The organism is Streptomyces sp. NPDC006261 (genome assembly GCF_040613515.1).
GTDB lineage: Bacteria > Actinomycetota > Actinomycetes > Streptomycetales > Streptomycetaceae > Streptomyces.
Genome location: NZ_JBEXSI010000012.1, coordinates 57,670 through 77,832, shown reverse-complemented (window position 1 = coordinate 77,832; position 20,163 = coordinate 57,670). Strand labels below are relative to the sequence as shown.

10 protein-coding genes, 1 tRNA gene and 1 pseudogene are annotated in these 20,163 nt (G+C 70.8%); 4 read left to right on the top strand and 8 right to left on the bottom strand.

Going from position 1 to position 20,163, the window contains the following annotated elements; translation table 11 throughout:
- Nucleotides 1-115 precede the first annotated feature (115 nt).
- On the top strand, nucleotides 116-1,393 hold the full coding sequence (locus ABZ154_RS10145; RefSeq protein WP_356830858.1) for a M6 family metalloprotease domain-containing protein: 1,278 nt from the start codon (nucleotides 116-118) through the stop codon (nucleotides 1,391-1,393).
- Here ABZ154_RS10145 and ABZ154_RS10140 read toward each other — a convergent pair.
- Entirely contained in the window at nucleotides 1,380-3,125 is a 1,746-nt protein-coding gene (locus ABZ154_RS10140; protein WP_356830856.1) for a class I adenylate-forming enzyme family protein, read from the bottom strand. The genes ABZ154_RS10145 and ABZ154_RS10140 overlap by 14 nt on opposite strands.
- A gap of 598 nt (nucleotides 3,126-3,723) precedes the next feature.
- Between ABZ154_RS10140 and ABZ154_RS10135 the strand changes: the two genes are divergently transcribed.
- Nucleotides 3,724-5,172 (top strand): alanine/glycine:cation symporter family protein, encoded by a 1,449-nt coding sequence (locus ABZ154_RS10135; RefSeq protein WP_356830854.1) that lies wholly within the window; start codon nucleotides 3,724-3,726, stop codon nucleotides 5,170-5,172.
- A gap of 333 nt (nucleotides 5,173-5,505) precedes the next feature.
- Nucleotides 5,506-5,578: transfer RNA gene (locus tag ABZ154_RS10130), tRNA-Arg, on the top strand.
- 384 nt (nucleotides 5,579-5,962) lie between these two features.
- Here ABZ154_RS10130 and ABZ154_RS10125 read toward each other — a convergent pair.
- Both ABZ154_RS10125 and ABZ154_RS10120 read right to left on the bottom strand, forming a co-directional pair.
- Nucleotides 5,963-6,706 (bottom strand): hypothetical protein, encoded by a 744-nt coding sequence (locus ABZ154_RS10125; protein ID WP_356830852.1) that lies wholly within the window; start codon nucleotides 6,704-6,706, stop codon nucleotides 5,963-5,965.
- Nucleotides 6,703-10,818: a CHAT domain-containing protein gene (locus tag ABZ154_RS10120; protein ID WP_356830850.1), complete on the bottom strand. Its 4,116-nt coding sequence runs from the start codon at nucleotides 10,816-10,818 to the stop codon at nucleotides 6,703-6,705. Before ABZ154_RS10120 ends, ABZ154_RS10125 begins: the two co-directional genes overlap by 4 nt.
- 332 nt (nucleotides 10,819-11,150) lie before the next feature.
- On the opposite strand from ABZ154_RS10120, the gene ABZ154_RS10115 reads away from it, so the two are divergent.
- Nucleotides 11,151-11,717 carry a Uma2 family endonuclease gene (locus ABZ154_RS10115; protein ID WP_356830848.1) on the top strand — a complete coding sequence of 189 codons (567 nt, stop codon included), beginning with the start codon at nucleotides 11,151-11,153 and terminating at the stop codon, nucleotides 11,715-11,717.
- A 479-nt stretch (nucleotides 11,718-12,196) separates the two neighbouring features.
- Here ABZ154_RS10115 and ABZ154_RS10110 read toward each other — a convergent pair whose 3' ends face one another.
- From ABZ154_RS10110 to ABZ154_RS10090, 5 genes and pseudogenes are all read right to left on the bottom strand, one after another.
- Nucleotides 12,197-13,777 (bottom strand): alpha/beta hydrolase, encoded by a 1,581-nt coding sequence (locus ABZ154_RS10110; RefSeq protein ID WP_356830846.1) that lies wholly within the window; start codon nucleotides 13,775-13,777, stop codon nucleotides 12,197-12,199.
- A gap of 172 nt (nucleotides 13,778-13,949) precedes the next feature.
- A pseudogene (locus tag ABZ154_RS10105) lies at nucleotides 13,950-14,240 on the bottom strand (phosphotransferase); the annotation flags it as partial.
- 27 nt (nucleotides 14,241-14,267) lie between these two features.
- Entirely contained in the window at nucleotides 14,268-15,209 is a 942-nt protein-coding gene (locus tag ABZ154_RS10100) for an adhesin (protein ID WP_356830845.1), read from the bottom strand.
- Between the two features lie 140 nt (nucleotides 15,210-15,349).
- Complete coding sequence (locus tag ABZ154_RS10095; protein ID WP_356830843.1) at nucleotides 15,350-17,245, bottom strand: MFS transporter; 1,896 nt, start codon at nucleotides 17,243-17,245, stop codon at nucleotides 15,350-15,352.
- 231 nt (nucleotides 17,246-17,476) lie between these two features.
- On the bottom strand, nucleotides 17,477-20,068 hold the full coding sequence (locus tag ABZ154_RS10090) for a serine hydrolase (RefSeq protein ID WP_356830841.1): 2,592 nt from the start codon (nucleotides 20,066-20,068) through the stop codon (nucleotides 17,477-17,479).
- Nucleotides 20,069-20,163 lie beyond the last annotated feature (95 nt).

Below are 20,163 nucleotides of genomic sequence, written 5' to 3'. Positions count from 1 at the left end.
GCGAAAACCCTCCGATCGGCGCACCCCAGCGAGCGCCCGCCGACCGCCCGGCACAGGCTGATCGCCAGAGCGCAGTCAGGGTCGGCCGGCTGCCGCGGACCCCGAAGGCGCCTCTATGCAGCAGCCCCGCCACCGGATACGCAGTCACCGCCGCCCCATCGCCCTCGCGGGAGCGACCGCCCTGGTCATAGCCGCCATGGCGTCGGCGAGCACCACGCTCCCGGGGGCGGGCAGGGCCACGGCGGGCCCGGCAGCCACCGCCCAGGACCCCGCACTCGCCCCCTGCCGGATCTCGGCGGCCATGGGCGTGCAGATGTCGGAGGGCATGCCGACCCCGCCCGGCTACGCCCGCTCCACCGGCGAGGTCAGATCGCTCAACCTGATGATCGACTTCCCGGACGCGGAGGCCACGGAACCGGCGGCGGACCGGTTCGCGGAGTTCTTCCCGCAGACCTCCGACTGGTTCACGACCAGCTCCTACGGCCGCCTCGACTACCGCCCCGAGGCCCCCGTCAAGGAGTGGCTGCGGATGCCGATGCCGTTCGCGGAGTACGGGATAGAGCGCGGCTCACCGTTCGAACCGGGCTACCGCCAACTGGTCGAGGACCTCGTCGCGGCCGCGGACCCGCTGGTGGACTTCTCGGCGTACGACCTGGTCAACGTCCTGGTCACCCCGAACGCCGGCCCCTCCGCCCTGGACACCGTGCTATCGGTCACCTTCTCCGGCAACGACGACGCCCCGTCCGCGGACGGGGTACCGCTCTCGAACACGTCCTTCGTCTACAGCCGCCAGGACGACGGCTCGGGGTCGTACGCGCAGACGGGCTACCGCGTCCTGCCGCACGAGAACGGCCATGTCTTCGGCCTGCCCGACCTCTACACGACGGAGGGCGGCGGCTCTGTGGGGCACTGGGACATCATGTCCGAGGACTGGGGCGCCAACAACGACTTCCTGGGCTGGCACAAGTGGAAGCTCGGCTGGCTCGACAACGAGCAGATCAGCTGTGCCTCCCAGCCCGGCGTCAGCGAACACACACTCGGCCCGCTGGCCGACTCGGGCGGCACCAAGCTCGCCTTCGTCCCGGTCAGCGCCCAGTCCGGCTACGCCGTGGAGGTCCGTACGGCGGCGGGCAACGACGAGGCGGTCTGCCGGCCCGGGGTGCTGATCTACAAGGTCAGCTCCGACGTGGACACCGGCCAGGGCCCGGTCTCCGTCGCCGACGCCACCCAGGACAGCGGCGGCTGCACCCGGCGCCCCAACGTGCACGCGGAACTCTCGGACGCGCCGTTCCGGCCCGGCCAGACGTTCACGGACCGGGCCAACGGCGTACGGATAGCGGTGCTGGACGAGGACGGAGAGGGCAACTACCGGGTCCGGGTCACCCGGCCGTGAGCGGCGCGGGGCCCTCATCGCGCGCGGGGAACCGCTCCCGGAGTTCGCGCTTGAGGACCTTCCCGGTGGCGTTGCGCGGGAGCGGCTCGTCGGTGAGCAGCAGCCGGGCCGGCACCTTGAACCGGGCGAGGGACCGGCCGACGTGCTCGCGCAGGACGTCGGCGGTGACCCCTGCGCCGGTACGCGGCAGGACGACGGCCACGACCTCCTCCCCCAGCACCGGGTGCGGGATACCGAGGACGGCGGCGTCGCTCACCTCTGGGTGGTCGTGCAGGACGCCCTCCACCTCGACGCAGTACACGTTCTCGCCGCCCCGGACCACCATGTCCGTGATCCGGTCGACGACCGCGACCCGCCCCTCACGCTCCACGGCGAGGTCCCCCGTACGGAACCAGCCGTCCCGGAACGCCTCCTCGGTCGCGGCCGGATCGCGCCAGTAGCCGCGGAACAGCGACTGCCCACGCAACCACAGCTCCCCCACCTCCCCCTCGGGCAACTCCTCACCCGCCGCTCCCGCGATCCGTGTCTCGGTCACGGGGGTCGGGCGGCCGACGGCACCGGGGTGGGCCCGGTACTCGGCGCCGAAGTTCGCGAGGACGCCGCCGCTGGTCTCGGTGAGGCCGTAGCCGTTGCGGGGCTCGACGCGTTCGCCGTACCGGGCGGTGAGGCGGGCGACCAGGCGGGGCGGGGCGGCGGCGCCACCGGTGCTGAACAGGGTGAGGCTCGCCGGCGCGTCCCCCGCACGCTCGGCGGCGTCCAGCAGCTGGAGGGCGGTCGTCGGCACCCCCGCGAAGTGCGTGACGCCGTGGGCGCGGATGAGCCGGAGGGCCTCGTCCGCGTCCCACTTGTCCATCAGGACGAGGGTGCCGCCCGCCGCGATCACCCCGTAGAAGCTGGTGAACGCGGCGACGTGGAAGAACGGGAACGTCATCAGGGAGACCGGGGCGGGCCCCATCCCCGGGATCGCCCCCCTCCCCAGCGCGGAGGCAGCCGCCTGGTAGCGGGGGTTGAGCGCGGCCCCGGCCTGGGCGAGATGGGTGGCCACCGCCCCCTTGGGCCGGCCGGTGGTGCCGGAGGTGTAGAGGATCGTGGCGTCGTCCTCGGGCCGGGGCTCCACGTCGGGGGGTGCGGCCAGGGGGTCGGGCGCGGGAAGGTCCTCGTACCGCTCGACCCGTACCCCGTCCGGAAGCAGCCCCTCCCCGTGGCGGCCCTGGAAAAGGACAACGCGCGCCCCGGCCCGCCGAGCCCACCCCGCGACCCGCTCCAGCCGCTCACCGTCGACGAGCAGCACGCCGGGCTCGCAGTCGTCGAGGGCGTGACGGAACTCGTCCTCGGTCCACCAGGAGTTGAGCGGTACGGCGATGAGCCCGGCCAGCTGGACGGCCCAGAAGGCGATCTGCCACTCGGGCCGGTTCCGCATCGCGACCACGGCCCGGTCACCGGGGCGCAGCCCGTACCGCTCGCTCAGCCGGACGGCCAGGGCGGACGCCGCGGCGAAGAACTCCCCGTACGAGTAACGGCGTTCACCGGCGATCAGGAACGGCGCGTCACCGTAGGCCCAGGCCGTCTCCACGAACTCCCGGAGCGTGCGCGGCCCGTCGGCGTACTCCAACGCCCCCTGCTCACCCCGGACCACGGCGAACGGGGCGCCGGGGGCGGTGAGCAGGGAGTGGACCCGTTCGGCGCGCTCGGAGTCCTGGGGCCCGGTCGGGGGCAGGTCGGTGTGCGGCACGGGCTGCGGCCTTTCTCGCGCTGGCTCGGTAGGGGTGAACGGTATGCGGGCGGCACGGGGGCGCCAAGGCCGCGGGGTGCCCACGCCCCATGGTCACATCGACGGGGACAGCCAGTCCCAGCACTCCCGCCTGCGACGGGAGCGGCCCGCGACCAGTGCGCGGCCCTGGACGGCGGTACGCCTCGACGTCCTCCGCAGTCCACTACCGCGGGCACGTCACGTCGGACAGAACAGACCGGCGCACCATGCCCACACGGTCCGCGATCGGCCTCTTCCCCGGCAGACGGCTCCGCCGCTGCCGCGCCCAGCCCGTTCTCGTGGACAAAGCCGGCATCGGTGACCGACGGCGGAGCAGGCGTCAGCGACCAGCCCTGACGACGGCCGCAGCCAGGACTTTCACACACATATCGGGCTTATATGAGATACGCCACTTCGGGGGCCATAGGCAGGGGCAGTCACCCCGGCCTACAGTCCTGTTCGTTTGCGGAGTGTTCGGCTCCGCGCCGTCCGGCCCAGCCCTCCGCTCCGTACACGACCTGTACGCGCACGCAGAGATCCGGGCCGATTCCCCGACTCACAAGGAACCGGGAACATCCGCATGGGCACATTGGAAACCTGGGTCGTCGAGCTCAACGACATCTTCTGGACATACCTGCTGATTCCGCTGGTCGCCATCGCCGGCGTCTGGTTCACGCTGCGCTCCAAGGGCGTGCAGATCCGCCTGATCCCGGAGATGTTCCGGGTCTTCAGGGACAAGCCGCAGTCCGGCGTCAGCCCCTTCGGCGCCTTCACCATCTCCGCCGCCGCGCGGATCGGCACCGGCAACATCGCCGGTGTGGCCACCGCGATCACCATGGGCGGCCCCGGAGCCGTCTTCTGGATGTGGATGATGGCCCTGATCGGCGGTGCCTCGGCGTTCGTCGAGTCGGTCCTGGCCCAGCTGTACAAGGTGCGCGACACGGAGCCCGGTACGTACCGAGGCGGCCCGGCCTACTACATGCAGAAGGCGCTCGGAATGCGCTGGCTCGGCGTGATCTTCGCCGTTCTGATCACGCTGACGTTCGGGTTCGTGCTGACCGCGGTGCAGTCCAACACGATCACGGTGGCCACGAAGGGCTCCTTCGGCTCGGACGCCTCCTGGTTCAATCCCGTCCTCGGCATCGCGCTCGCCGCGCTGCTCGCGCTCGCGGTGTTCTTCGGCGTGAAGCGCCTGACGGCCGTCACCAAGGTCATCATCCCGGTGATGGCCGCGCTCTACCTGCTGACCGGCCTGGTCATCGTGCTCCTCAACCTCGGCAACGTGCCGGGCATACTCGGCGACATCATCGGCGGCGCCTTCGGCTTCCGCGAGGTCGCGGGCGGCGCCGTGGGTACGGCGATCCTGCAGGGCGTGCGGCGCGGCATGTTCTCCAACGAGGCCGGCATGGGCTCCGCCCCGAACGCAGCCGCGGCCGCGGAGACCACGCACCCGGTCAAGCAGGGTCTGGTCCAGACCCTCGGCGTCTACTTCGACACCTTGGTCATCTGCACCATGACCGCCTTGGTGATCCTCTCCGCCAACCCGACCCTCGGTGAGCGCGGCGGCGCGGACGTCACACAGGCCGCCTTCACCAGCGCGCTCGGCGACTGGGCCGGTCACCTGCTGACCCTGGTGGTCTTCACGCTCGCCTTCAGTTCCATGATCGGTAACTACTACTACGGCGAGTCCAACATCCAGTTCATCACCCGCAGCAAGCGCGTGATGAGCACGTACCGTGCGGTGGTCATCGCCTGCGCCGTCCTCGGCGCGATCGGCTCCGTCCCGCTGGTCTGGAGCCTCGCGGACGTCACGATGGGCGCGATGGCCCTGATCAACCTGGTCGCGATCATCCCCCTCAGTGCGGTCGCCTTCCGCCTCCTCGACGACTACCTGACCCAGCGCCGCCAAGGCCTCGACCCGGTCTTCCGCAAGGACCAGGTTCCGGGCCTGCGCGGCGAGGTGGAATGCTGGGGCGCATCGGACCAGGGCGCCACACCGCAGGAGCGGATGCCGGTCGGCTCGCTCTGACACGGAGCCGCCCCCGCGCGACCGTACGCATCGAAGGGCGGCATCCCGGGAGGGGTGCCGCCCTCGGGCTCTTCGAGGTCGGGCCCGAATCCCAGGTACCGTGTCGAACCGCGGCGCGAAGGTACTGCGGCGCACAGCGGCAACGGGGGCGACCTCCGCAATCCCTATCCGCTAGGCTGTCAGCGGTCAGTCGACGTCCAGTGCGCCTGCTCGGGAAAGCGTCCTTCCGGACCCCTACCGCGGCACGCCACAGAGTCGCATGACCAGGGCGTTTGCCTAACTCCGCCCGGCATTCCCCACTGGGGTCTCCGGCAAGGTTTTCGGCAAGCCCCCGCCTTCGTAGCTCAGGGGATAGAGCACCGCTCTCCTAAAGCGGGTGTCGCAGGTTCGAATCCTGCCGGGGGCACAACGCATGACCGCCCTGACCCGGGGTTTCTCCTCCCAGGGCGGCGCTTTGACCGGCCTCGGACCCCTCGTCCGAGGCCGTTTGCGTGAGCGGATCTCACTTCAGCAGCCGCTGCCACCGCAGCAAGAGCCCCTCGCAAACGCTGTGGGCGGAGCCTCCTCGCTCTCCTCTGGCACGGAGCAAGCGGCTCGGTGACGCCAACGGCCGCGGAGGGCATCTCGCCGGCGACCGCGTGGGGCGGGAGGATCTCGGCGTCCGTGCATTCAACGGCTTCCCGCCCAGGTCAGTCCTCAGCGAAAAGAGAAGGGCCGGCGATGCTCCACTTCCCCACGATCAGCAGTGCGTCCGGCCTTTCCCGGGGAGCCACAGGTTGTCCTCTCTGCGTCAAGCACTGCTCCCAGGCAAGGCAGCCGTTGTGTTTCGGTCTCGCCGGTCGGTCCGACGACGCAGATCGATGGTCCGCAATGTGGCAGGGAGATCTGCCCGGTAGGGAATCAGACCGAATCGCCGATGCTTGATGGTGGCCGCCACCGTCACCCGGGCCTGGACGGAAGCACCGGCGGTGGCCTTGACGATCAGCGTGAAGGTCTCGTCACCGATCAGGGGGTGACGACTGGTCGCCTGGATGCGCCATTCCGGGTCGCTGTCCCTTTCGCCCATTCCGATGACGAGAAGATCCTCCCGGCCTTGGCCGGGGGTGAGTTCGAGAGTGGATTCGACGATCGCGAGATTGGCGCTGAGTCCGATGGTCGCTGTCCTCTCCACCGGGTGGGAACGCTTCTTGGGAGAGATCGACCAAGCGATCGGCTGTCGGTCCGCAGGCTCGTCAGGGGACTCCAGGAGAACGCCGACGGCAGCGTCGGCGAAAGGATCACCGTTCGCCGGTGGGCGGAAGGCGCACGTGAGGCTGAGGAGGAAATAGTCGCTGTGCGACGCCTCCGCGGTCAGGAAGCCGAGCCATTCCGCATCGCCCGCGGCTGCCTCCTCCGCCCTCAGTGGGTGGACGACGGCGGTACTGAGCGATACGCGCCCTTCGATGCGGTGCTGCGGGGCGGGCGACTGCAGCCGGGGCACCTCCACCAGGTCGATCTCGTGGAGCGGGGTCAGGGGCAGTTCCAGAGGGGTCATGAGACAGCTCCTTGGTTCGCATCCGAATGGCGCCAGTCGCCGATGAAGCAGAAAGAGCCCCAGTCCCGGAATGCCGGACGGCGGCCGCGGACGGCCGACTGCGCTGCGCGGAAAGCAGCCCGCCGGTCCGGTGTCCGAAAGAGGCACTCGTAGAACGTCCCGAAGAAGTCGGTGGCCACCTGTGGGTGGACCGGCCATAGGCATCCGATGACCGCCGAGGCGCCGGCGGACAGGAACGCGGCGGGCAGGCCGCGCAGATTGTCATTGACGTCGAACCTGCCCAGGGCGGATTCGCAGGAACTCATCGTCACGACTTCGACGCCCCGCAGGTCGGCCTGGAGAACGTCGTGGGCGAAGACACGACCGTCGTTGTCCGCATCCGGCGACAGGTACAGGCACTGGTACCACGACGCCCACTCGTTGTGTGCCCCGTGCGCGGCCACGTGGACGTAACGGGCGCCGGCGAGTTCTCCGAGCAGCCGCCGCGGTGTCGCCGCGGCCCCCAGCACCGCATGACCGCCCATGGCCACAGCGACCTGGGTGGCGTGTGTTTCCAGGGCGTCCTGAGCGTGGAGACCGTGCTGGGTGGCCCCGGCCGCGGACGCGAAGGCGACGAGTCCACGCCCGGGCGGACGGTGAAGACCGGGCGCCTGCGTGCGGAGGAAGCCCAGGCTCGGCACCTGAGTGACGGTCCAGTCCTCGGCGAGGGGACGGCCATCGACCTCCAGCAGGTGGTAAGGGAGGTAATGCAGTGGGCCGTGGGGCCAGATACACAAATGCCGCTTTCCCTGGGCCCGCCAGCCGTCCAGCGCCGCGGTGAAGCCCGCCAGATGGAGGACACTGTCCTCCCTGAGCTTCCGTTGTGCCTCACGGCTGACAGGCCGGTACAGCGGGTCCGCGACGACGGCCTGCCGTAGGGCGGCGACGTGAAATGCCACCGGGTGGGCGAAAAGCCTGTGCGTCGCGCGCGTGAAGCGGGTGAGCCCGGCTTCAAGATTCGGCAGGAGCATGGTGTGGTGCTCCATTTCGTCGCGAGTCACCGCCAGGCCGGACAGAGAGGTCACCGGCGCCTCGGTTCCGTCCCGGCGTGCGTGGCCGAGATACAGCGAGAGCAGCACCGTGTCCTCGGTGAGGAGTGCCTGCAACTCGTCAGGGAACATCATCGGTATGCGGTCCATGCGGCCGGCGGCGAGGAGTTCCTGACTGATCCACCGGTCCGCGGCACGCTGTTTGTTGCGGTGCTCCGTTTCGGCATCGCTTCCGAGTTCGGACTCGCCGGTGCCCACGTAGAAGAGCATGGCCTCTTCGGAGCTCGGCAGTTCGGGCCCGCTCAGCGGTCCGGTCAGCTGCGACTCGTCCGCCCTGATGCGGGCCAGTAGTCGAGAGAGTCGTGCGGAGGGTGCGAACGGGCCGGGCAGTCCGGCGATGACCGTGAAGTCGATTCCTTTGGCAGCTTGATGGGTCGCCATCATCAGGCCGTAGGAGACGGTGGGGCCGCTGAGTTTGAGGATCAACTGTTGGTACAGATCCCGGAGCTTCCAGCCGATGACTTCGTCGACGCCGCCCCGGAGCCAAACGGCGGCGGGGATCAGGGCCGCCACAGCCGCGCCGGCGCTGCTCTCGTCGGCTGCCAGCGCATTCCTCAATGCGGCATCGAGGCTGTTCAGCGCCATATCGGTCTGGCCGCACAGGGCGTAGGCGGCGAGGGCGTCGGCGAAGTGACGTGCGGCGAGGGCCTCCTGCCCTGTCCCCGACATGCGCAGCCCCATGTCGTACGAGAGTGTGCCGTCGAGGTATTCCAATGCGGGACCGCACCGGCGGCACAGTTCCGGAGCCAGCTCCCGCGCCTCCGCTGTCAGAGCGCGGCCGAGGTGCTCCTCCTCGTTCCCCCGGGCGTGGGCGGCGAGGTGGATGAGGGTCGCCGCGCGTTCCTCGGGGGACCAGCCCTCTTCGTCCGCGCGGGTGCGGAGCCGACCCGCGGCTTCCTCCACTCGGATCAGTCCTGCGAAGCATCCCAGCCGATTGTCCGCCAGACAGTGCACCTCGCTGGCCCAGCGGCGACGACGGTAGGAAGCCCCGGGCAAGTCCGGCAGTTCTCGGTCAGCGACCTCGATCAGTTGGAACTCCAGGTCGGGCCGACGCGCCTCCTCCGCGAGCGTGAGCGCCTCGGCGAAGACGCTCGCGGCCTCCCGCATCCCCCGCCGGTCCCGGACGGCGGCCAGCGGCAGGGGCAGCATGTCCTGAAGATCACTGGGCAGCGAGAGCTCGCCGAGCAAGCACAGGATTCTCAGCAGGTACAGATGGGTGAGGGGATCCCGGACCGGGTCCAGCAAGTCGAACGCCTCACGGGCAGCCGCCCGGATCTCATCGTCGCGCGGCTCCTGTTTGAGACCGGCGAGCATGGACAGGGCTTCGGCCAACGCCTTGAGGACACGCCCCCGCTCGTGCTCGCGCGACAGGTCGGCGGCCTCGCGCAGATACCGGACCGCTTCCTCGGCGGCGACCAGGGGAGGAGGCATCTCCGCGGTTTCCGATGCGACGGAATCGTCGGCATGGACCGCGTTGTGCCGAACCTGGCGGTCGCGCCACAGATGATGAGCCGACTCGAAGGAGAGTCCCGACATGTTCCCCAGATAGGGGCTGACGCGAAGCAGCCCCGCGGCGAACAGCGTCTCCGCGAGTTCGGCGACGTCCTCGGCACGACCGCCGTCACGCAGAACGGCGATCTGTTCGTCCGCCACGGCACAGGCACGGCCGAAGAGAATCCCATCGGCCCCATCGATCAGCGCAAGCCGTCCCGCTTCGACGTAGGCATCGGCGGCCCACCACCATGGCGTTCCCTGTCCGGCACCCCAACGGGAGCGGGCGGCCTCCAGAGCGAGGGTCAGTGCCGGCACCGCTTCGCGCGGCGTACCGGTCCGTACGAGACGTAAGGCCCCGAGCACCACGGAGCCCACGGCGGCCCCCGACAGGTCGAGCGACTGGTCCCTCACTCGGCATCTGGCCTCGCTCTCGGTCACCACTCGCGCCGAGAGCTGCCCAGCGAGACCGAGCAAGGCCTCGGCCTGGCGCCGGACCGCGGGATCTTCCGCATGGGCCGCTCGGTCCTCCTCGGCCGCAACAGCGTCGTCGAACAGCAGAAACCCCCTGGCCGTCCTGACACGGGACGTTCGCTCGAGAAGAAGCCTCATGACTCTGCGCAGGTTGGCCAGGTATGCCTCGCGCCCGGCGCCGTTCGTCAGGTCGACCGCGCGGCGCAGCCACCTGGCCGCTTCCCGCAGCACCGGTACGACGCCGTCCTCGTCACTGACTGCCGTGTCCGCTGCTTCCGCGCGACGGCCGAGAGCCGAACCGAGTCCGGCCGCCGCACGCGCATACGCAGAGGCGTCCCCGGCAGCGTCCGCGAGAGCATCCCTGTAGGCCCTCTCGGCTCGGGTGAGATCCGCACTGCTCCCTGCGACCTCGAAGCGTCGGACGAGGGCATCGGCGAAGGACACCCGGCGGCTCACGCGCCGTCGGGCGGACGGCTCCGGGAGCGCGGCCACACTGCCGAGCAGTTCCACCGCGCCATCTGCGTCGGCGCTCCGTTCCACCGCAGGGCGGCCGGGTAAAGCCGCGCGGTGGTGGAGCGCAAGGCCGTGGACGGTGTCCCGGTATGAGTTGTCATCGCTGTCGGCGATGGTCTTGATCAAGCTGACGGCCTGGTTGAGGGCAGCTACGTCGCCCTTCCCCTCACCGTCGACGACCAGGTCTGCCGCATGTTCCAGCGGGTCGCTCCACGGGTCGTATCCGGTCTCATCGGCGAGCCGCGGCCACAACTCACGCGGCACACGTCGGTGATCGACCAGGTAAAGCAGGCCGAACACACCGATCGCCGTCTCAAGGTCCCGTGCGGCGAGGGCGCCGCCCTTGTGCGCCAGGGAGCGGGCCCAGTAGAACGCGGCAATGGTGTGAAGGACATCGGGGGCGGCCTCTTCGGGTCGCCCGCCCACCGACGCGAAGAGTTCCGCCGCGACAGCCAAGGCGTCGTCTTCGAGCACGCGGCGCGGGTCTCCGCCGTCGCCGAACTCACGTACGCGAGCGGCCAGCTCGCCCAGAAGCGCATCCTCCACGAATCCCCCGTCCGTTGGGGTACTCATCGTAGTAAAAGCGACACGAGCAGCCCGGAGGAATTGTCGATCTGCGCGAGGGCGGCTCACAGCCCCTCTGAGAGCCGAGCCGCGACTCAACGGCGATGTCATCGGTCCCGTCCCGGCCGCGGCGTTCTCACTCCCCTGGTGACGAGTCCGCCGTGCCGGTTCCTCACTCGTCGTGGGCTCGCCGGTCGGATGCCTGCCGCCGGGGAGGGGCATGAGCGAGATCAGCGTGCCGGACGGATGGCAGGCAGACAGTACCCTGAGCCCAGTGGGATCGGGTCCGCAGCACAGCGTCCAGGAGGTGCTTCATGGCGGCCGAGATGGTGGCCCCGGCGTGGATGCATGAGCAGATCACGGCAGAGGAGTACGAGTCCTGGTCCGAGGAGCAGTGCGCCGGCATTGAGATCGTGGACGGGATGGTCGTCGTGAGTCCGAGTGCGTCCAAGCGGCACAACCGGCTGGCCCGCATTCTGGCGAACGCCCTGGATGCCGCCGCGGGCCCGGAGTGGAATGCCGACACCGACTTCGACGTCCGGCTTCAGGACGTTCCGCTCACCAATCGCCGCCCGGACGTCGTCGTGTACCGCGCAGAGACGATCGACATCACCCCCACCCGCCCTGAGCACGTGCTGCTGGTCGCGGAGGTGGTGTCGCCGGGCTCGGAGACCACCGACCGGATCGTGAAGGTCGACCAGTACGCCAAGGCAGGCATCGGCTTCTACTGGCGGATCGAGCAGGCCGCGACAGGCGTCCCTCTCGTGTACACCTACGTCTTCGACCCCGCGACGAAGACCTACCGGGATGGAGACGTGTTCACCGGCGTCCTCAAGGCAGCGGCCCCCTTCCCGGTGGAGATCGACCTCGGGCAGGTCTGACCACGCGCTGCTCAGCAGTCGACAGCGCGTGGGCGATGCGTGAGCGGACGGTTCGACAAAGGGCGGCATGAGCCGGATCAAGTGGCTCGCCGTGCCGTTCCGACCAGGGGGAAACAGCACCGCACGGCAGCGCCGGGCATCCCCCGGCAAGGATTCGATCCCACTCCTGAAGCGGGTGTCGCAGGTTCGAATCCTGCCGGGGGCACAGCACAGCAAGCGGCTGACCTGGGGTTTTAGCCTCAGCGAGGCGCTTTGTTCGACCCCGGACCCCCTCGTCCGGGGCCGTTTGCGTGAGCGATGTGTGAGCGGGACGGGGAGCCGCCGTCCCCACTCCGTCCCCACGAATCAGCATGATTCGGCACGGGATCGTCGGTTCCACGGGCTGGGCGCCCGCCACCGGCCCGCTCTCCTTGCAGGAAACGCGCGCTCGCGGCAGGCGCGCTCCGCCCCCCTGGCCGGCGGTCTCTGCCCGCGCCCGCCTACTTCACGCAGACCTCGTCCTTCCCGGGCAGTCTGCCCGTCTCCAGGTACCGGTTGACCTTGGTGTCCACGCACGCGTTCCCGTACTCCCCGTACAGCGCGTGCCGGTTGGCACCCTTGAGGGTGAGGAGCCGGGAGCTGGGGAGCTGGTCGTGCAGGGCGGCGCTGCCCCGGTACGTGGTGCGCGGGTCGCCGGTGGCGGCGACGATCAGGGCCGGGGCGTCGTGGCGTATGCGGGTGGGGTTCTCCCTCGGGGCGTCCCAGAACGCGCACGGGCCGATGTTCTCGGTGAGCGGGCCGAACAGGGGGTGGGCGGCGCGGGCGCGTTCGATGTCGTGCCAGTAGAGCTCGGGGTTGCGTGGGGCCGGTACGTCGCCGCAGATGATCGCCATCTGGACGCTGCCGGAAGCCGAACCCTCGCCGGTCAGCGCGAAGCGGAGCTGCTCCGTGAACCCCGGGGAGAGGGTGGTCTGTTGTCCCTTTGCCGCCTTGGACAGCACGGACACCTGCTCGGCCAGGGACGCCCGCGACGCGTCGGTGTCGTCGGCCACACCCATGAAGAGGAGCGTCGGTATGTGGGTGTCGTCGAGCCGGAAGGTGTCCGGCGCGGTGCCGACCGTCAGGGAGGCGCGCGCCGCCTTCGCCATCACGCGGTCGATGGTGGCCAGCACGGCGGTACGGGTGCGGCCCAGGCCGTACGTCGTGTGGCGGCCGGCCGCCCAGACGGCCCAGGCGGAGAGTGCCTGCTCGTTCTCTTGCACCGCGTCCTTCAGCAGCCGCGGGCCGTAGGCGCGCGGGTCGATCGCTCCGTCCAGGACCACCCGGTCGTAGCGTCCGGGGAACATCTGTGTGTAGACCGTGCCCAGGTATGTACCGTACGAGTAGCCCAGGTAGGAGATCTTCCGTTCGCCCAGCGCTCCCCGGATCACATCCATGTCCCGGGCGGTGTTGCGCGTGGTGACGTGCGGGAGGACCGAGGCGTTGGCGGCGCGGCACTTGGCGGCCAGGCTCTTGCTCAGGGCCACATGGCGGTCGAAGCCCGCGCGGCCCGCCCCGGCCGAGAACCAGGGGAAGCTGACGGGCCAGTCGCAGTCCAGCGGGGTGCTGCGGCCGACGAAGCGCGGGTCGAAGCCGACGATGTCGTAGCGGGCGCCGACCTTCTTCATCGCCGTGCGTATGACCGGTGGGGACTCCACCGCCGGGCCGCCGGGGCCGCCGTTGTTGAGGAGGATGGCGCCGATGCGGTGGCGGGTGTCGGTGGCCTTCAGCCGCGATACCGCGACCGTGACCGTGCGGCCCCGGGGGGCGGCGTAGTCCAGCGGGACGGTGACGTCGGCGCACTGCACGCCCGCCGCGTCCAGGTCCCTGCCCGTCGTGTCGTCGGGGGACTGCACGCACGTGCCCCAGGACGGGCGTTGGTCGTAGTAGCGGTCGAGGCCGCTGTGTGCCTCCGTACCGGCCGCTCTCGTCGCGGGTGTCGCCAGGGCCGGTGACGCGGTGAGGCCTACGGCGAGGGCGAGGCCTGCGGCTGCGGCGCTGCGGGCCGCCGGACTGTGGGTGATCTTCTCTGCGTATCTCACACAACAGACGCTAGGAGTCCCGGCGTTCGCACTCACTACGGCTGGCACCCCACTTCGCAGGGGGGCCAGCTCCTCCTCGGCACACCCCCTGGCGGGTCACCCGGCCAGGAGCTCCCCGATCACCCACCACGCGTTCCGCGCCATCACCGGGTTCGACTCCCGGTAGGCGGCGAGCCCAGGGGAAGCCCTCGGCCGGAACCCCCTGAGCCAGCGGTGCCGGGACCGGTACGGGCAGCTGCGCCGCCGGCAGCGGCAGCCAGCGGTGCTCCGTTGCCACGTCCGCCGCGCTGCTCTCCGTACGCGGCAGCCATACCACCTCGTCACCGCCCAGGCGGTAGACCGCGTTCGCCGTCCCGTTCGCGTCGACCGCCTCCACCGGCAGGTCCGCCCGGCGCGGGAACTGCGCGGCGATCAACGTGCGTACGACAGCGGTGGATTCGGGCTCGCCCGGTGAGTGAACCAGGCGGGTCCGCGGCGGCACGATGTCCCCTCAACGGCAGACCACCCTCATCTGCGCCGCCGCGTGGTGCGCGCCCACCCGGTCCGACGCGCCCCAGTCCCGGCCACGGTCGACGAGCAGCACCGCGAAGGCGTCGCCCTTGACCGGGTAGTTGCCCACCTCGACCGCGCTTCCCCGGTGTTGCGTCTGGCGCACCGCGAACCCGGTGTACGCGGAGTCCGCGTCGGCCGGGTCGGAGAGCACCCGGTAGACGGTCGGGTCGCCTGCCACGTCGCGGGCGCGCCCCTCCGGCACGAACACCGTCAGCGCGCACTCCCGGAAGCCCTCGCCGAGGTGCCAGGACCAGGTCGCGGTGGAGCCGCGGTCCTCGGTGGGGCTGCCGGACATCGGGACGGCGGTGAACCGGCCGTCGCAGCCGCCGCCGGTGAAGCCGCCCGAGGCGACCGCGTACCAGCCGGCCTCGCCCCTCTCGAAGCGGCCGTACTCCCGGTACTCCCCCGCCGTGCAGCCCGGGCCCGCCCACTGTGTGAAGCGGCGGCCGCTCTCATCCGGGGCATGTGGGGAGCCCGGAGAGTCCGGCGGCTCCGGTGCCTCCGACGACGGCTCCTCGGGCGAGGGTGCGCCGGGGGCGTCCTCCCCCGGGCCGATACGGGTGGGGGCCCCGCCGCCGATCCGGTCCGGCAGGGCGCCCGCCCGGCCCGCCGCGTCCGTACGGCTCGTGCCGCCGGCCACGCTTCCGCCGCCCGACAGGAGCAGCGCGGCCACCGTGGCGAGGCCTCCGGCGGCCACCACGGCTCCCGCCGCCAGCAAGGCCTTACGCCGTCGTGGCAGGGTCGAGACGCGGCCCGTCAGGGTCTCGTGCGCGACCCAGGAGCTCTCGCCCGCCGCCGTCCGGGAACGGGCCGATCCGCAGTCGGGGCAGACCATCCCCGGCAGCGCGCCGCGTTGACCACCGCAGTGTTGGCACCTCATGACAGGACACCTTGCCAGGGTGGCGCCCGCAGAGGGAGGGCCCACGACTGATGGCCCGTACAGGGATCGGTTTGAAGCCCGGGCAGGGGCCTGTACAGCCGTCAGTTCCGCAGCGTCCTTGCACAAGAGCCCGGTTCAGCTCAGCTGAGCTCCTCCGGACACGGCGTCCCCGGCTGCAGTTGGTACGGTGCCGCAAGCCGGTACACCCCCGGTTTCGGCGCGAGGAGTTCGGTCCACTCGTCGCCGTACGGGCCCTCGTCCTCGATCTTGTTCAGGCAGCCGTGGAGGTTGTCGAAGGTCTTGGGAGCCGTCTCGTCCTCCTGCGTCCGCAGCTTGGACTCCTCGGTCTCCTGCGGCCGCTCCACGCCCTTGCCCTGCTCGTCGACGACCGCGAGCCAGCGCGAGTACGGGATCCGGATCAGCACCCGGCCCGCCGACTCGACCCGGATCGTCAGCTCGTTCGCGCCCGCCTTCTCCACCGTCGCGGGCGGATCGGCGAGCGGGGTCGGCTCCAGGACCCGGTAGAGCTTCCAGTTCTCGTCGCTCCATATCTCACGGAGGTAGGACAGCCCCTTCCCCACGAGTTCGGTCTCCCGCTCGGCCCCGCCGTCCGGCCTGCCGGTGGGCAGCACCACGTAATGGACCGCCCAGCGATCCAGCCACTGGCGGTAGTTGACGGCGTCCAGGGTGTCGTCGTAGAAGAGCGGGTTGCGCTTCATGTCGGCCTGCCGGTTCCAGCCGCGGGCCAGGTTGTACGTGGCCAGCGCCGAGGCCTCCCGGTGGCTGCTCGCGGGGACCACCTCGACCCTGCCCCGCTCGGCCCCGACCTGCTGGAGCTGATTGACCAGGGGGGCCAGCGAACGGGCCCAGGAGGCATCGGGGGTGGTGCGGACGATGTCGTCGACGCCCTTGAAGCCGATCCAGAAGTTGAGCCCGGCGAACGCGAGGACCAGCGCGTACCAGCGGCGGCTGCGCGGCACCGTGAACGGCAGGGCCGCCAGCAGCACGATCCCGGCGAACAGCATCGCCATGCGGGTCACGTTCGACCCGATCTGCGAGTCGACGAAGTAGGTGAGCACGGTGCCGACCCCGTAGACCGCGGCCGCCGTGCGGACCGTGCTCCAGTCGCGCGGTACGAGGACGAAGACGAGGACCGAGAAGAGGAACGGCAGCGACACCGTCCCCAGCGACATCGGCTGCGTACCGGAGAACGGGAAGAGGAGGGAGGACAGCGCCACCACGGCGACCGGGGCGAGGCCGATCGCGTACGCGCCGGGGCGCCGCTTGTGGAGGAAGAGCGCGGCAGCGACCACCCCGAGGAACAGCCCGGCGACCGGACTCGACGCGGTGGCCAGCCCCGCGAGCGGGGCCGCGACGGCCGCCTTGGCCCACCGCTTGTACCGCCAGCGGTGGGGCCAGCAGAAGACGGCGGCGACGGCACCGACCGCGAACATCATGCCGAGCCCGAACGTCACCCGCCCCGACAGCGCGTTGCACAGGTAGGCGAAGACCCCGGCGAGCGAACAGGCCAGCGGATTGCGCACGGCCCGGACCCGGACCAGGATCAGCGCGGTCAGCCCCGCCGAGACCGTCCCCACGATCATCATCGTGGAGCGGACGCCGAGCACCGACATCAGATACGGCGAGACCACGCTGTACGAGACGGGGTGCATGCCCCCGTACCAGGCGAGGTTGTACGCGGTGCCCGGGTGCCGGCCCACGAACTCGGCCCAGGCGTCCTGCGCCGCGATGTCACCGCCGCTGTTGGCGAAGAAGAGGAACCACAGGACGTGGGTGACGGCCGCGGCCGCCGTGGCGATGGTGACGGGGTGGCGCAGCAGCCGCCGGGCCGGGGCCACGGGGTCGGTGCCGGGCGCCTCGGGGGCGGCGGGCTCCGCGGGTGCTTCCGGCGTCCCGGGCTCCGGCCGCTCCGGCGTACGGGGGGAGGGCAGCAGGACGCGCGGGGCGGCGCTGTCGGCAATCTCCCCGGTGCTGCTGTCCGCCTCGCGGCCGGGTCTCGGCTCCGCGGTGGTCACTACGGCTCTCCCCGTCCTCCGCCGGCCCCGTACGCCTTTCAGGACGCGTCCCTGCGCCCTTCAGTTGTCCGGGGACGCTAACACGTACCTCCGACACATACCCGTGACATGGAGCGGGGTGAGCGATGCCGCTCACCCCGTCCCACGACCGCGCCCGCGTCCGTACCTCTGTCTGCTCAGCCGATCCCGGTCAGCCGACCTGGTCAGGCGATCCGGGTCAGCCGATCCGGGTCAGCCGATCCGGGTCAGCTTGTCGCCGAAGGCCGGCTCCGTCAGGTCGCCCTGCAGCACCACCGGTGCCGTGACCTTTCCGGTACCCGTGCCCACGGTCACCATGCCGACCTCGCTGCCGGCCTTCGCGGAGTGCGCGATGCCCTTGCCGTTGTCGGTGACCTTGAGCTCGACCTCCAGGCCGGGCCAGCCGACCGCCTTGAGGTTCTTCGTCGCTATCACCGGGGTCCGTGCGCCGAAACCGTTGTCCACATACCCGACCACGTCGCCCTTCTTCACCACCGTGGCGGAGGTGGGGGCCTCCTGCGCGTCCTTGATCAGCTTCAGGCTGTTCTGCAGGGACAGCTCCAGGCTGTCGTAGACGCGCCCCGTGCCGGCCTGCTGGCCCATGACCGCTCCGTAGATCCAGAGCATCTTGCCGTCGACCATGGTGTTGGCGGACCAGAGCAGGTTGCCGCCCGCCGGGGTGGAGGAACCGGTCTTGATGCCGCTCACTCCGGGCTGCAGGAGCAGGTTGTTGTTGTTGTAGATCTTGCCGTCTATGCCCTTGATCTCGACCTCGGGCATGTCCACGATCTTCCGGAACACGTCGTTCCTCATGACCGCCTGGGCCAGCTTCAGCTGGTCGGTCGCGGTGGAGACGGTGGTCTTCTCCAGGCCGCTCGGGTCCGTGTACGTCGAGTTGGTCATCCCCAGGTCCTTGGCCGCGTCGTTCATCTTGTCGATGAACTTGTCCTCGCTCCCCGCGTCCCAGCGGGCGAGCAGCCGCGCCGCGTTGTTCCCCGAGGGGATCATCAGCAGCTGGAGCATCTGCCGCTGGGTGAGCTGCTGGCCCTTGGCCAGAGGTGCCGTCGACTCGTCAGGGCGCTTGGACTCGTCCTCCGCCTTCTGGTCGACGGTGATCGTCTCGCCCTCCTCATCACCCTTGAGGGGGTGCGCCTCCAGGATCACGTAGGCGGTCATGACCTTCGCGACGCTGGCGATGGGCGCCGGCTTCTGCGCCCCCTCGGAGCCGAGCGACCCGACGCCGTCCACCATCACGGCGGACTGCCCCTGGCCCGGCCAGGACAGCTTCGTCTCGCCGCCCTCGAAGGTGTACGTCGGCTTCGCCGTGAGCTCCAGGACCGGCTCCGGCAGCGGGCGCATCACCTGCACGATCGCAAAGACGATCAGCAGGAGGAGGACCAGCGGGGTCCAGATCTTGACCCGACGCACCGCCGTACGGACCGGGGTCTCGGCCGGCGGCGGGGTGTTCGTCAGCTCGGCGAGCAGGTCGAGCGGCGGCTTGGGCGGCAGCGGCTGCTGCCTGGTCCGCTCGGCCGCCGCCCACGACGGGGCGACCGGGGTGGGCGGAGTCGGCGTAGTCGCCGGGGCCGCGGAGCCGGTGTCCGGCGTGCCCGTCGGCGCTTCGGTCTCCGGTGCGCGGGGCGCGGGGGCGGGCCGTACGTCGTCGGAGCGCAGGGGCACGAAGGTGCTCGTGCGCTCGACGGCGCTCTCGGGCTCGTCCTGCTCCGGCTTCGCCTCGGCCGGCTTCGACGGAGAGGCACTCCCGGACGCGCCCCGAGCGTTGTCGCCCGCGGCCTTCAGCTTGTTGAGCTCCTGCGGCGAGAGTTTCAGCGCGGTCGTCGGCTGGTCGACCCGCCTGGCGGGCGGCGCGACCGCCTTGAAGACGGCCGTGGGCTGATCGATTCCTCGCAGGTCGGAGTCGGTTTCGGCGGCGGGAGCGGGGGCCTCGCCGTCCTCGTCGGAGCGGACCTCGGAGTCGGAGGGGGCCTCGGAGTCGGAGCGGGCCTCGGAGTCGGAGGGGGCCTCGGAGTCGGAGCGGGCCTCGGAGTCGGCGCGGGAGGCGGAGTCGGAATCCAGAGCGGCCGCGGATTCCGCCTTCTCGGCTTCAGTCGCGGTCGTGGTCTTCGCCTCGGCCTCCGCCTCCTCGGCAGGTTCGGGCTCGTCAGCAGACGTGAGCTCGGGCTCGGCGTCAGCGGCGGGCTCGGCGGCCGACTCGGCGTCAGCAGCCGGCTCAGCGGCGGGCTCGGCGTCAGCAGCCGGCTCGTCAGCGGGCTCGGCGTCAGCGTCCGCATCCGCGGCCGGCTCGCCCTTCACCGGCTCTTCAGCCTCGCCCTCGCCCTCGCCCTCGGCTGCCGCATCGACCCACGCGGCCACCGCCGCGCGCAGCCGTACCTCACCGGGCTCCGGCGCGCCCGCAGCGGCGTCGGCCGTGTCGTCCGCGTCGCCCTCAGGGGCCTGCGCGGCCGCATCAGGGCCCTCGGTCCCCCCGGAGTCCTCTGCGGGCTTCTGGGGCGTTACGGCGCTCTCAGGAGCCTCCGCGGGCTCCTCCTCGCCGGAAGCGGACACCTCGGGGCCGGAAGCGGACACCTCCGGCGCACGCCCGGCCTCGTCCTCCGGGAGACGGGGACGGAAGACGGCCGTAGCCGTGTCCGACGTCACCCCGTCCGGCGTCGCCTCGTCGACAGCCGCATCCTCAGCCACGTCCGCACCGGGTTCGCGGAACACCGCGAAGCGCGGGTCGCGTTCCTCCGCAGCCGTCCCCGACGACTTCCGCTGCTCCGTTTTGTCGGGGGACTCGCCCGCCACCGATGCCTCCTCATGCGCCGCGGGGCAACCCCCGCGCTGTCCGAACCATCTACCAGTGTCCTGTGTGAACCCTTGGCCGAGCTGCTAGACGAGAA